This window comes from Actinocrinis sp. (assembly GCF_035605935.1).
Classification (GTDB): domain Bacteria; phylum Actinomycetota; class Actinomycetes; order Streptomycetales; family Catenulisporaceae; genus Actinocrinis.
Map to the genome: position 1 here is coordinate 1 of NZ_DATNGK010000048.1, position 13,033 is coordinate 13,033.

At 68.8% G+C, this 13,033-nt stretch carries 13 protein-coding genes; 12 read left to right on the top strand and 1 reads right to left on the bottom strand.

Going from position 1 to position 13,033, the window contains the following annotated elements; all coding sequences use genetic code 11:
- From VN779_RS03545 to VN779_RS03600, 12 genes are all read left to right on the top strand, one after another.
- A partial coding sequence (locus VN779_RS03545; RefSeq protein WP_325720074.1) for a YebC/PmpR family DNA-binding transcriptional regulator occupies positions 1–514 on the top strand: 514 nt, incomplete at its 5' end.
- Between the two features lie 107 nt (positions 515–621).
- A complete protein-coding gene (locus tag VN779_RS03550; RefSeq protein WP_325720076.1) occupies positions 622–834 on the top strand; it encodes a type II toxin-antitoxin system VapB family antitoxin in 213 nt (70 codons plus the stop codon).
- Complete coding sequence (locus VN779_RS03555; RefSeq protein ID WP_325720078.1) at positions 831–1,250, top strand: PIN domain-containing protein; 420 nt, start codon at positions 831–833, stop codon at positions 1,248–1,250. Before VN779_RS03550 ends, VN779_RS03555 begins: the two co-directional genes overlap by 4 nt.
- Positions 1,247–1,825 (top strand): crossover junction endodeoxyribonuclease RuvC, encoded by a 579-nt coding sequence (gene ruvC, locus VN779_RS03560; protein WP_349260627.1) that lies wholly within the window; start codon positions 1,247–1,249, stop codon positions 1,823–1,825. The genes VN779_RS03555 and ruvC overlap by 4 nt, the downstream gene beginning before the upstream one ends.
- Positions 1,826–1,862: 37 nt before the next feature.
- A complete protein-coding gene (ruvA, locus tag VN779_RS03565) occupies positions 1,863–2,501 on the top strand; it encodes a Holliday junction branch migration protein RuvA (RefSeq protein WP_325720082.1) in 639 nt (212 codons plus the stop codon).
- Positions 2,502–2,519: 18 nt separating this feature from the next.
- Complete coding sequence (gene ruvB / locus VN779_RS03570) at positions 2,520–3,626, top strand: Holliday junction branch migration DNA helicase RuvB (RefSeq protein WP_325720084.1); 1,107 nt, start codon at positions 2,520–2,522, stop codon at positions 3,624–3,626.
- A 167-nt stretch (positions 3,627–3,793) separates the two neighbouring features.
- Positions 3,794–4,222 (top strand): preprotein translocase subunit YajC, encoded by a 429-nt coding sequence (gene yajC, locus VN779_RS03575; protein ID WP_325720086.1) that lies wholly within the window; start codon positions 3,794–3,796, stop codon positions 4,220–4,222.
- 331 nt (positions 4,223–4,553) lie between these two features.
- Complete coding sequence (gene secD / locus VN779_RS03580) at positions 4,554–6,377, top strand: protein translocase subunit SecD (protein WP_325720088.1); 1,824 nt, start codon at positions 4,554–4,556, stop codon at positions 6,375–6,377.
- Entirely contained in the window at positions 6,377–7,501 is a 1,125-nt protein-coding gene (secF, locus tag VN779_RS03585) for a protein translocase subunit SecF (RefSeq protein WP_325720090.1), read from the top strand. Before secD ends, secF begins: the two co-directional genes overlap by 1 nt.
- 103 nt (positions 7,502–7,604) lie before the next feature.
- On the top strand, positions 7,605–8,138 hold the full coding sequence (locus VN779_RS03590) for an adenine phosphoribosyltransferase (RefSeq protein ID WP_325720092.1): 534 nt from the start codon (positions 7,605–7,607) through the stop codon (positions 8,136–8,138).
- Positions 8,139–8,297: 159 nt separating this feature from the next.
- The gene (locus VN779_RS03595; RefSeq protein WP_325720094.1) at positions 8,298–10,835 is read left to right on the top strand and encodes a RelA/SpoT family protein; all 2,538 of its coding nucleotides are present in this window, start codon (positions 8,298–8,300) and stop codon (positions 10,833–10,835) included.
- 7 nt (positions 10,836–10,842) lie between these two features.
- Positions 10,843–11,448 (top strand): Uma2 family endonuclease, encoded by a 606-nt coding sequence (locus VN779_RS03600; protein ID WP_325720096.1) that lies wholly within the window; start codon positions 10,843–10,845, stop codon positions 11,446–11,448.
- Between the two features lie 75 nt (positions 11,449–11,523).
- On the opposite strand, the gene VN779_RS03605 is transcribed toward VN779_RS03600, so the two are convergent.
- Positions 11,524–12,711 (bottom strand): DUF349 domain-containing protein, encoded by a 1,188-nt coding sequence (locus VN779_RS03605; RefSeq protein WP_349260628.1) that lies wholly within the window; start codon positions 12,709–12,711, stop codon positions 11,524–11,526.
- Positions 12,712–13,033: the final 322 nt, after the last annotated feature.

The following is a 13,033-nucleotide window of genomic DNA, read 5'->3' on the forward strand; positions in this document are numbered from 1 at the left end:
ATATCAGACCATCATGTACGAGGGCTACGGCCCTAACGGCGTCGCAGTGCTCATCGAGTGCCTGACCGACAACCGCAACCGGGCCGCCTCCGAAGTGCGCGTCGCGATGACCCGCAACGGCGGCTCGATGGCCGACCCCGGCTCGGTGTCCTACCTCTTCGGACGCAAAGGTCAGATCATCGTCCCGAAGGGCGACGGCCTGACCGAGGACTCGATCCTTGAGGCCGTCCTCGAGGTCGGCGCCGAGGAGGTCAACGACCTCGGCGACTCCTTCGAGGTGCTCTCCGAGCCCGGCGACCTGATCCCGGTGCGCACCGCGCTGCAGGATGCCAAGATCGACTACGACTCGGCGGAGTCCCCGTTCATGCCCACCATGCAGGTGCAGCTGGACGAGGAGGGCGCGCGCAAGATCTTCAAGCTGATCGACGCGCTCGAGGACAGCGACGACGTGCAGAACGTCTACGCCAACTTCGACGTCCCTGACGAGATCATGGCCAAGCTCGACGAAGAGTAGGCGCCGCCCGGGAGTCGTTCAGGCGTTGTAGACATTCAGACACTGTATATGCCGATCGCCACGGGATATACCCTCTATAGAGCTTCCCGGACCGATCGGAGTGTCGTATGTCCAAGACCCTCATCGACATCGATGACGACCTGCTCGCCGAAGCCGCGATCGCGCTCGGCACCGGCACCAAGAAGGACACTGTCACCCACGCTCTTCAGCAGGCGGTAGACGAAGCGCGCGCCAAGCGCCGTGCGGCGCTGCGTGAACTGCAGAAGATGGCGGCTGACGGCGTCTTCGACTTCGACAAGCTCGAAGAGCTGGACAAGTGACCTATCTGATCGACACGAGCGCGCTCGTCAGGGTGATGCGCGACCAGGTCGACGAAGCCTGGCTCGAGCTGACCAGGCGCGGTCTGGTCACGATCTGCGAACCCACCCTGATCGAGTGCTTAACCGTCGCCCCGGCGGAGCGATATGGCGAGACTGAGCAAATGCTGCTAGACACGCATCCCTGGGTGCCCGTTCCCGACGATGTCTGGGACATCGTCGCCTCGATGCGTCGTGAGCTCGCTAAGCACAGCGTCCATCAGGCTCTCTCGGTCGCGGATTATCTGATCGCGGCAACGGCAGTGAAGCGGGGCCTGACAGTGCTTCACGAGTACCGGGACTTCGAGACGGCCTCGCGCTTCGTACCCATGCTTCAGCAGCAGCGCATTAGCGAGCCTCCGCCAGCTGACGCATCGTGAGAGTCCTCGGCGTGGACCCGGGGCTGACGCGAATGGGCGTCGGCGTGGTCGAAGGACGCATCGGCGCGCCGTTGTCGATGGTAGGAGTCGGGGTCGTTCGCACTCCCGCCGATGAGCCGATCCACCGGCGGCTGCTCTCCATCGACGAGCAGATCACCGAATGGCTGGACACGTACAAGCCTGACGCCGTCGCCGTGGAGCGGATGTTCGCGCAGGAAGGCGTTCGTACGATCATGGGTACGGCGCAGGCTGCCGGGATCGCCATGGTTGCCGCCGCGCGGCGTGGATTGCCGGTCGCGATGCACACGCCGAGCGAGGTGAAGGCGGCGATCACCGGCGACGGGCGCGCGCAGAAGGAACAGGTTGCCGCGATGGTTGTACGCATCCTGAAACTCGCCGAAGCGCCCAAGCCGGTCGACGCCACCGACGCACTCGCGCTGGCGATCTGTCACGTCTGGCGCGGCGGGGCGGCCGACCGGATCGCCGACGCGCTGCAACGCCAAGGAGTGTCCTTGCCCTCCGGTAACGTGCCGATGCACAGGGAACGTGGACGGCGGAAGGGCGGCTTCAGATGACCGGAGTGCGGGAACTCTCTGCGCTCGGCGGCGCTGCGTGATCGCGTTCGTCGAGGGCCAGATCGACGCGCTCGCCCCGGACGCGGCCGTGGTCAAGGTCGGCGGGGTCGGGCTGCTCGTGCACTGCGCTCCCGGCACGCTCGCGCAGCTGACGGTTGGTCAGCAGGCGCGCCTGGCGACCAGTCTCATCGTGCGCGAGGACTCGCTCACCCTCTACGGCTTCGCGGACGACGACGAGCGCATCGTCTTCGAGCTGCTGCAAACCGCCAGCGGCGTCGGGCCCCGCCTGGCCCAGGCGATGCTCGCCACGCACAGGCCGGACACGCTGCGCACCATCTTCGCCACCCAGGATCAAAGAGCACTGACACTGGTGCCGGGCATCGGGCCGAAGGGCGCGCAGAAACTGCTGATCGAACTCAAGGGCAGGCTCGGCGCACCCAGCGCAGTCGTCGCGCAGGGAGGCTCTGGCGGCCCGGCGTCCGGCAGCGCGACGCCTGGTGTCACCCCCTGGCGCGGTCAGCTGCTCGAAGCCCTGACCGGCCTCGGCTGGACGGCCCGGGACGCCGAGGCCGCGCTCGCCGATGTGGAGCCGGTCGCCGCCGAGGCCGAGGCCCGCGGCGAGACCCCGCAACTGCCCGTCCTGCTGCGCGCCGCACTGCGCAGCCTCAAGCGATAACCAGCGGGGGAGAGCGCAATGGCCAACGAGCAACGGCTGATGGACGCGACCGCGGACAACGACGAGCGCGCCGCCGAGGCCGCGCTGCGCCCCAAGTCGCTCGCCGACTTCGTGGGCCAGCGCAAAGTACGCGAACAACTCGAACTCGTGCTGCACGCGGCCAAGGGACGCGGCACCGCGCCCGACCACATCCTGCTAGCCGGCCCGCCCGGACTCGGCAAGACCACCCTCGCCATGATCATCGCCGCCGAACTCGGCGTGCCGCTGCGGATCACCTCGGGCCCGGCCATTCAGCACGCCGGCGACCTGGCCGCGATCCTCTCCTCGCTGGCCGACGGCGAGGTGCTGTTCCTCGACGAGATCCACCGGATGTCCCGGCCCGCCGAGGAGATGCTGTACATGGCGATGGAGGACTACCGGGTCGACGTGATCGTCGGCAAAGGACCGGGCGCGACCGCCATCCCCTTGGAACTTCCACCGTTCACCCTCGTCGGCGCGACCACCCGCTCCGGCCTGCTGCCCGCCCCCCTGCGCGACCGCTTCGGCTTCACCGGGCACATGGAGTTCTACGAGTCCGAGGACCTGGAACTGGTCGCACACCGCTCGGCGCGGCTGCTCGGCGTGCAGATCGAGGCCGAAGGCGCCGCCGAGATCGCCTCCCGCTCCCGTGGCACCCCGCGCATCGCCAACCGGCTGCTGCGCCGTGTGCGCGACTTCGCGCAGGTCAGAGGGGACGGTCGCGTCACTCTCGACGCCGCGCGCGCCGCCCTGGAGGTCTACGAAGTGGACGAGCGCGGCCTAGACCGGCTCGACCGGGCCGTGCTGGGCGCGTTGCTGCGCCTTTTCAACGGAGGCCCGGTCGGCCTGTCCACGCTCGCCGTCGCGATCGGCGAAGAGACCGACACCGTCGAGGAAGTCGCCGAGCCGTTCCTGGTCAGGCAGGGCTTGCTGGCCCGGACCCCGCGCGGGCGAATCGCCACCGCCGCGGCCTGGGCGCACCTCGGGTTGCCGATGCCGGCCGGACCGGCGTCCGGCGGCGCGGCCTGGAACCAGACCTTCCCGGGCCAGGCCGCACTGGGGCAAGGCGGGCTATTCGGCGACGATCCCGGCAACCCGGGCGCGTAGTCGGACACTGCAATGAATGCGCAATGACCATGCCGTGGCCTGGTCTTATTGTTTCGTGCGGGTATGAGCGCATAGACTCCGCGTGACCTGGAGTGCCTGCGCGCTCCGCGCAGCTGATCGCCATCACGGGCAACCGTGGGACGGTCCCGATAGGACAGCCGATAATTGTGAACCTACTGCTGATCTACATCGTCGTCATCGGCGGCGTCTTCATCTTCATGACCAGCCGCAGCAATAAGAAGCGGCAGGCTCAGGCGTCGCAGCTGCAGAACGCGCTGACGCTCGGCGCGGAGGTCCGCACCATCGGGGGAATGGTCGGCGAGGTCGTCGAGGTGACCGACGAGCACGTGGTCATCGAGACCACCCCTGACGTGCGGCTCAAGTTCATCAAGTCCGCGATCGCCGGGGTAGTTCCGCCGGCCGAGCCGGAGACCGGGGAACTGGAGTCGGACGAGCTGTCCGAAGAGGCCGCCGCCGAGCACGAGCCCGAGTCTGACGAAACCGCGACCGAGCCCTCCGACGCGGTCCCGGCCGCGGCTAAGGACACTGACGCGGATGAGGAACTGCACACCGCCTCTCCCGGCGCGAAGCGGTAGCACGACGAACTAGTTCGACCCGCGGCGCGGCGGTTTCCCGGCCGATTCCGCTGGATTCCAGCTGAGAATCGCCGAAGAATCGGCCGTGTACGGGAAACGCCGGACGGTGCGCAACCGTCCTAAGCACGGCACCGCCCGGGTTCCGCCCGTCCGTACGCCGCCTCGCGCGGCCACGGTCGGTCAGGAGCCTGGGAACGGCCGTGTTGAGACCGTGATGACACAGGAGAAGTGCAACGTGGCTGCGAGGAAAACCCGGAGCGGGAGGCGCTCCGGGGCCCGTGGGTGGGTAGCCGGAGGGGCGGGGCGGGGGCCCTGGCGGCCGCTGGCGTTGTTGGCGGTCCTCGTCGTGGCGCTGTACGCCACCATGTTCGGGACCGGGAACACCAAGCCGCACCTGGCGATCGACCTGGCCGGCGGCACCAGCGCGGTGTTCACCGCCAGCCCGGCGCCCGGCTCCAATTCCATCCCGCCCGGGGCCATGGGCACGGCGGTCACCATCATGAGCGAGCGCGTCAACGCGTTCGGCGTGTCCGAGGCGCAGGTCTCCCAGCAGGGTTCGAACACCATCCAGGTGGAGATCCCGGGCCACAACTCGCAGACCTTGGTCGACCAGGTCGGCAAGATGGCGCTGCTGTACTTCCGGCCGGTGATCCAGTCGGCGGCCGCGAGCGCCATGGCGAGCACGTCCCCGTCGCCGTCCGCGTCCGGCGGCGCCTCGCCCTCGGCCTCCTCTTCGGCTAAGGCGTCTACCTCCGCCGCGCCCAAGACGTCCGCGTCCGCCAGCGCCAAAGCTTCCGGGCAGGCCGAGAAGCTGACCACGCTCAAGGACGCCGCCGGTTCCAGTGCCAGCCCCGCGGCTTCCGCCTCGAGCACGGCCAAGGCGTCCGCCTCCGCGACCCCGAGCGCCTCCTCCTCGGCCAACTCGGCCGCCTCCGCCTCGGAGAGCAAGGCCGCGGCCACGTTCGCGACCCTCAACTGCGCGAACAAGACGGCCGCCAACGCCGCAGCCAAGGCCGCAGCCGACGCGCTGCCGAGCGACTACGTGGCCACCTGCGACAAGGACAACGTCGCCAAGTACCTGCTCGGTCCGTCCGAGGTCGCCGGCACCGACGTCAAGAGCGCCAGCGCCACCCCGGTGATGGCCGGTCAGACGGTGACCAGCAACTGGCAGATCAACCTGAACTTCAACGCGAAGGGCACCAGCGAGTTCGCCACCGCCACCCAGCAGCTCTACCAGCAGTACACCAGCCAGAGCGGCAGCGGGCAGTTCGCGATCGTGCTCGACGGCGTGGTCGAGTCGGCCCCCGCGGTCAACCAGGGCGCCATCACCGGCGGCCAGGCGCAGATCACCGGCACCTTCTCGCAGACCGACGCGGACAACCTGGCCACCGTCCTGAACTACGGTGCGCTGCCGCTGCGGTTCGACGTCTCCCAGGTCTCCATCGTCTCCCCGACCCTCGGCGGTCACGAGCTGTCCGGCGGCCTGCTGGCCGGCGCGGTCGGCCTCGGGCTGGTGTTCCTGTACGTGATCTTCTACTACCGGGGCCTGGCCTCGATCGCGATCTCCAGCCTCTTCGTCGCGGCGTTGCTGACCTACTCCTCGGCGGTGCTGCTTGGCCCGCTGATGGGCTTCACCCTCTCGCTGGCCGGCGTCGCCGGTCTGATCGTGGCCATCGGTATCACGGCGGACTCCTTCGTCGTGTTCTTCGAACGACTACGCGACGAGGTGCGTGAGGGCCGCACCCTGCGCACCGCGGTCGAGCACGGCTGGACCCGGGCCCGGCGCACGATCATCGCCTCGGACTTCGTCTCCTTCCTCGCCTCGGCGGTGCTGTACCTGATGTCCATCGGCTCGGTGAAGGGCTTCGCCTTCACGCTGGGACTGACCACGGTGATCGACATCGTCGTGGTGTTCCTGTTCACCAAGCCGCTGATCACCCTGGCGGCCAGGAGCGAGTTCTTCGGTGGCGGGCACAAGTGGTCCGGCCTCGATCCCGAGCGGCTCGGCGGCACTCGGACCACGTTCCGCCCCAGCGCGACGACGGGCGCCGGCGGCCGGCGGATGACGATCGCCGAGCGGCGCAAGGCCGCGGAGCAGGCTGCCGCCGACGCGAACGGCGTGCAGAGCGACGAGACGAAGCGGGTGGATGTCTGATGGCCGGGCAGGGTTCCCTCGGAAACCGCCTCTACCGGGGCGAGGTCTCCTTCCAGATCGTCGCCCGGCGCCGGCGCTGGGGCGCGATCTTCGGGCTGCTGCTGCTGCTCTCGGCGCTCGGCCTCGGGGTGCGCGGCCTGCACTTCAGCGTCGACTTCAAGGGCGGCTCGGTGATCACCGTGCCGAGCGCCACGCTCAGCAGCGACCAAGTCGCCTCGATCGCCCAAGCCGACGGCGTGCCCGCGCCGACGGTGCAGGTGCAGACCATCGTCGGCGGAGGCCGTCAGGTCACCGTCACCACCGTTACCATCCCCTCCGCGACCCGCACGAAGCTGACCGCTGACCTGGCCAAGGCGGCCGGGATCGACCCGGCCAAGGTGACCGTCGAGCAGGTCGGTGCGAGCTGGGGCCACGAGATCTCCACGGCCGCGCTGCAAGCCCTGATCATCTTCCTGGTGCTGCTGGCGGTGTACCTGGCGATCTTCTTCGAGTGGAAGATGGCTGTCGCCGCGCTGACCTCGTTGATCAACGTCATCGTGATCACCGTGGGCGTTTACGCGTGGTCCGGCCTCGAGGTCTCGCCGTCCACGGTCGTCGGCTTCCTGACCATCCTCGGTTACGCGATGTACGACGCCGTCGTGGTGTTCGACAAGGTCAAGGAGAACAAGCGGCAACTGGTCGACCAGAACAAGATGGGTTACGGCCCGGCCGCGAACCTCGCGGTCAACCAGACCCTGGTGCGTTCGGTCAACACCTCGCTGATCGCGCTCATCCCGGTCGCCTCGCTGCTGCTTGGCGGCACGGTCTCGCAGGCCGCGGTCCTCCAGGACCTCGCGCTCGCGCTGCTGGTCGGCATCGGCGCCGGTACCGTCTCCTCGATCCTGGTGGCCACCCCGATGCTGGTGTGGCTCAAGGAACTGGAGCCCTCGGTGCGCGCGCAGGAGCAGCGGCTCGCGGCGAAGGCCGCGGCGGACCGCAAGGCCGGCAAGGTGCCCGCGGCGGTGGCCGTCACGGAGTCTGCCGATCCGCAGGACGCGAAGCCCGTTGCCACGGCGCCGGCGGCCGGTCCGCGCGGTCCGCGTAACCAGCCGGTGCGTAACCAGCCGCGGTCCAAGCGCCGCTGAGCGCACGGCCTAGCTAACAGGCCCTCGCCCGGGTACTGCCGTCGTCCCATGACGGCGTGGTACCCGGGCGATCCGCTTTTCGCGCTGCCACTAAAGTTGCCCCGTGATTGCTGACCTGCTCGCCTCACGTATCAGGGACGTGCCCGACTACCCGAAGCCGGGGATCGTCTTCAAGGACATCACCCCGCTGCTCGCCGACCCGGCGGCGTTCCGCGCGATGACCGGTGAATTCGCCCGGCAGGCGCGCGCTGCCGGGGCGACGAAGGTGGTCGGCCTCGAGGCGCGCGGCTTCATCCTGGCCGCGCCGGTGGCCGTCGAGGCGGAGATCGGCTTCATCCCAGTGCGTAAGGCCGGCAAGCTGCCCGGCGCGGTCTTCGCGGTGTCCTACGCGCTGGAGTACGGCGAGGCGACGCTGGAGATCCACCAGGACTCCTTCCAGCCCGGCGACCGGGTCCTGATCGTGGACGACGTGCTGGCCACCGGCGGCACCGCGGCGGCCGCGGTCGAGGCGATCCGGCAGTGCGGGGCCGAAACTGTCGGCGTCTCGGTGCTGATGGAACTCGGCTTTCTTGGCGGCCGCGACCGGCTCGCCGCGGAAAGCCCGAAGCTGCCCGTGACCGCGCTGCTCACTGTCTAGGCCGTGGTCTAGAACCAGGTACTTGATCCATCTCCATCCTCGCCGCCCCTTGACACCGCTAGGATGGGGAAGAGGCCCGGCATGCTTTGAGTTAACACAGCCGTGAGGCGGCGCATCGCGTTGACCTGATGACTATGACCGGGACAGGGAGGTAGTCGCTTGACGACCACGCCGGAGGCAGCGGTACGAGCCGAGCAGGATGAGCGGACCGGGGCGACAGCGCCCGCACCGTCCGCCGAGCCCGCAGGCCCGGAGACCGCGCACGCCCCCGCGCCGTCGTCAACCGAACCGGCTCCCGCTCCCGGCGCCGTTGCCAGCGCTTCCGCGATCGCCGGTGTGCCAGCCCCCGCACCGGCCGCCACCGGCGAAGCCGAGGCCCAGCCCGGCCAGCAGTCCGCGCAGCAGCCCTCTCCACGCCCCGCCCCGCCTGCCACCTCCAGCCGGGTTCGCGCCCGGCTGGCGCGTCTCGGCGGGCCGCGCCCAGGCGGCCCCAGCCCGGTCCTGGAGCCGCTCTTCCGCATCGTGCGGGCCAGCGATCCCAAGGCCGACCTGCGCACCCTGGAGCGGGCCTACCAGATCGCGGAGAAGTACCACCGCGGTCAGCGGCGCAAGAGCGGCGACCCTTACATCACCCACCCCGTCGCGGTCACCACGATCCTCGCCGAACTCGGCATGGACATCCCGACCCTGTGCGCGGGCCTGCTGCACGACACCGTCGAGGACACCGACTACAGCCTCGAGATGCTGCGCCGAGACTTCGGCGACGCGGTCGCGCTGCTCGTCGACGGCGTGACCAAGCTGGACAAGGTCAAGCTCGGCGAGGCCGCACAAGCCGAGACCGTGCGCAAGATGGTCGTGGCGATGGCCCGCGACATCAGGGTCCTGGTCATCAAGCTCGCCGACCGGCTGCACAACATGCGCACCATGCGTTACATGCGCCGGGAGAAGCAGGAGCAGAAGTCCCGCGAGACCCTGGAGATCTACGCCCCGCTGGCGCACCGGCTCGGCATGAACACGATCAAGTGGGAGCTCGAGGACCTCGCCTTCGCGATCCTCTACCCGAAGATGTACGACGAGATCGTGCACCTGGTCGCCGAGCGCGCGCCCAAGCGCGAGGAGTTCCTGGCTCAGGTCATCGACATGGTGCAGGGCGACCTGCACGGCGCCCGGATCAAGGCCACGGTCACCGGCCGGCCGAAGCATTACTACTCGGTCTATCAGAAGATGATCGTGCGTGGCCGCGACTTCACCGAGATCTACGATCTGGTCGGCATCCGGGTCCTCGTCGAGTCCGTCCGTGACTGCTACGCCGCGCTCGGCACCATCCACGCGCGATGGAACCCGGTCCCCGGCCGGTTCAAGGACTACATCGCGATGCCGAAGTTCAACATGTACCAGTCGCTGCACACCACGGTCATCGGACCGCAGGGCAAGCCGGTCGAGCTACAGATCCGCACGTACTCGATGCACCGGCGCGCGGAGTACGGCGTCGCGGCGCACTGGAAGTACAAGGAAGAGGCCGTGCGCGGCACCGCCGGCAGCGTGGACGCGGCCGCGCAGGGCAACAAGGTCGGCGACATGGCCTGGCTGCGGCAGCTGCTCGACTGGCAGCGGGAGACCGCGGACCCGGGCGAGTTCCTCGACGCGCTGCGCTTCGACCTGTCCGCCTCCGAGGTCTTCGTCTTCACGCCCAAGGGCGACGTGGTCCCGCTGCCCTCCGGCTCGACCCCGGTGGACTTCGCCTACGCCGTGCACACCGAAGTCGGCCACCACTGCATCGGCGCGCGCGTCAACGGCCGGCTGGTGCCGCTGGAATCGAAGCTCGACAACGGCGACGTGGTGGAGATCTTCACCTCCAAGGCGCCCACGGCCGGCCCCAGCCGGGACTGGCTCGGCTTCGTCGCCTCGCCGCGGGCAAGAAACAAGATCCGCGCGCACTTCACCAAGGAGCGCCGCGAGGAAGCCATCGAGCAGGGCCGCGAGCAGCTGGCCAAGACGATGCGCAAGCAGGGCCTGCCGCTGCAACGGCTGCTTTCCAGCGAATCGCTCGGCTCGATCGCCCTGGACCTGCATTACGCCGACATCTCCGCCCTCTACGCGGCGATCGGCGAGAACCACGTCTCGGCGCAGTCCGTCGTCCAGCGCCTCATCCAGACCCTCGGCGGCGAAGAGGGCACGACCGAGGACCTGGCCGAGTCCACGCTGCCGGGTCTGCCCGGCGACAAGGGCGAGCGGCGCCGCGGCCGGCCGGGCGGCGACCCGGGCGTGCTGGTCAAGGGCGTGGACGACATCTGGGTCAAGCTCTCGCGCTGCTGCACCCCGGTCCCCGGTGACACCATCGTCGGCTTCGTGACGCGCGGCGCCGGCGTGTCCGTGCACCGCAAGGACTGCGGCAACGTCGAGGCGCTGATGACCCAGCCCGAACGCATGGTCGAAGTCGAATGGGCACCGACCGCCACTTCGGTGTTCCTGGTCTCCATCCAGGTCGAGGCGCTGGACCGGTCCCGGCTGCTGTCGGATGTGACCAGGGTCCTGTCCGACCAGCACGTCAACATCCTGTCGGCGAACGTGAACACCTCACGCGACCGGGTGGCGATGTCCCGCTTCACCTTCGAGATGGGCGACCCGAAACACCTCGGCCACGTCCTCAAGGCCGTGCGCGGCATCGAGGGCGTCTACGACGTCTACCGAGTGTGATGGTGTCATGGCTGAAGCATACGACCGGCCTGCTGATCAACCAGAGGAGGTTGAAGTCACCGCAATACTCGAGCAGGCCGAGCTGACCCTTCCGGATCTCGGTGTGCCTGAACAGTTCAAGAAGGCTGAGATCATCGCGGGGGCGCTTGTCATGAGTCCGCTTCGTTTCGCTCACGGGGAGACCATCTTCCAGCTGCAGACTCAACTGGCTCAGCAACTGCCACCTGAATTCTGGTTTGTGTACGACGTGCTCATCCCCTTCGAGCCGAAAGTCCACGAGTTCTGCCCGGATCTCGCGATCGTGCCGAGAGCCAACCTTCGTCCGAGCACGTCGATGTGTAAGCCGGAGTGGGTCGAGTTCGTCATTGAAGTGATCGCGCCCACCACTCGAGATTTCGACTACGGCGCCAAGGTGGCTGTGTACGCGAAGGCAGGCATTCCCGAATACGTGATCTTCGATCCCTACTCGTGTTCGGCAACCCGTTATGCGCAGCCGAGGGATGGCGACTACGCATTGCGACAGCTTGTCCGCTACGGAGAGCCGGTCAAGCTGGAGCTGCCGTATTCGGTGGTCCTTGAGACGGCGCAACTGCCGGCCGAGCCCAGAAGCTAAGCCTCCTCGCGACGAAACCGAGCCGGCCGCCCGCGTCATTGCGGGCGGCCGGTGCCGTGTTCGAGCGCGCTACTTCTAACGGGTGAATTCGTCGAGCGCGGCCTGGGCCTGGGCCAGCCATTCGTGGCGCGCGGTGAGCGCGGCCTCGGCGTCGTCGATCTTGCGCTGCTGGCCGGCGGCGCGGGCGCGCTCCAGCTCCTTCTCGAACTTCGCGATCGAGGACTCCAGTTGGCGCACGGTGGCCTCGGCGCGGGCCTTGGCTTCGGGGTTGGTCCGCTTCCACTCGGCCTGCTCGGCGTCGGCGACCGCGCGCTCGACGTCGCGCAGGGCGCCCTCGAGCCGCGGCTTGGCGTCCCGGGGGACCGGGCCGATCTCCTCCCAGCGCGCCTGGATGCCGCGCAGCGCGTGGCGAGCCGACTTGAGGTCCGTGACCGGCAGCAGCTTCTGGGCCTCGACCAGCAGCTCCTCCTTGCGGGTCTGGTTCTCCCGGAAACCCGCGTCGCGCTGGTCCAGGTCGGCGTTGCGCGCGGTGAAGAAGGTGTCCTGCGCGCTCTTGAACCGCTCCCAGAGCTTGTCCTCGACCTCGCGCTGCGCCCGGCCCGCCGTCTTCCACTGCTTCATCAGGTCGCGGAAACGCTGCGCGGTGCTCGCCCAATCGGTCGAATCGGAGAGGCTCTCGGCCTCCTCGACCAGCGACTCCTTGCGCGCGCGCACCTCCTCGCGCTCGGCGTCCAGCTGCGCGAAGTGGGCCTTGCGGCGCTTGGCGAAGGCGGAGCGGGCCGCGCTGAACCGGGACCACAGCTCGTCGTCTGACTTGCGGTCCAGGCGCGGTACGCCCTTCCACTCGTCCACCAGCGCACGCAGCCGCTCCCCGGTGGCCTTCCACTCCCCGGACTGCGCCAGGCCCTCGGCCTCGGTCACGATCCGTTCCTTGTGCGCCGCGGCCTCGACCTGCTGCTTGGCCCGCGCCTCGCGCTTGGCGGCGCGGCGCTGCTCGGCGATCTCGTGCAGCTTGTCCAGACGTCCGCGCAGCGCGTCCAGGTCCCCGATCGCGTGCGGCTCGACCAGTTGCTCGCGCAGCTTCGTGATGCTCGCGTCGGCGTCCTTGGCGTCCAGGTTGGTGGTGTTCAGCCGCCGCTCGAGCAGCTCGATCTCGGCCTTGAGGCCGTCGAATTTGCGCTGGTAGAAGGCCAGGCCTTCCTGCGGGGTGCCCGCCGCCCAGGAGCCGATCTGCCGCTCGCCCTCGGCCGTGCGCACGAACACGGAACCGTCCTCGGCGACCCTGCCCCACTCGCTGGACGCCTGCGCAGCTTCCCCTGTGCCGTCGCGCGGGGCCTCAGGCTCCGGCTCGGCGCTGGCGGTCTGCTCCGGCTGCTCCGGTCCCTCGGACACGGTGCCCTCCTTGGACGTGCGACTTGTGGCCGTGATCGTTGTGGCGACGCGCCCCTTGCGTCACGGTACTGCGGTAGACCGATGTTGTTCCATCTTCATCGCGGCGCCGTTTTTACAACAGGCGCAGGGCACTCTACAAGCAACGACGGTCCCCGGACAGTCGGAAAACGTCCAGGGACCGTCAGGCGGGCGG

Bases quoted from the DNA above. Each gene is read 5' to 3' on its own strand.
- VN779_RS03550 (WP_325720076.1), top strand. From the start codon at position 622: ATGTCCAAGACCCTCATCGACATCGATGACGACCTGCTCGCCGAAGCC.
- ruvB (WP_325720084.1), top strand. From the start codon at position 2,520: ATGGCCAACGAGCAACGGCTGATGGACGCGACCGCGGACAACGACGAG.
- secF (WP_325720090.1), top strand. From the start codon at position 6,377: ATGGCCGGGCAGGGTTCCCTCGGAAACCGCCTCTACCGGGGCGAGGTC.
- VN779_RS03600 (WP_325720096.1), top strand. From the start codon at position 10,843: ATGGCTGAAGCATACGACCGGCCTGCTGATCAACCAGAGGAGGTTGAA.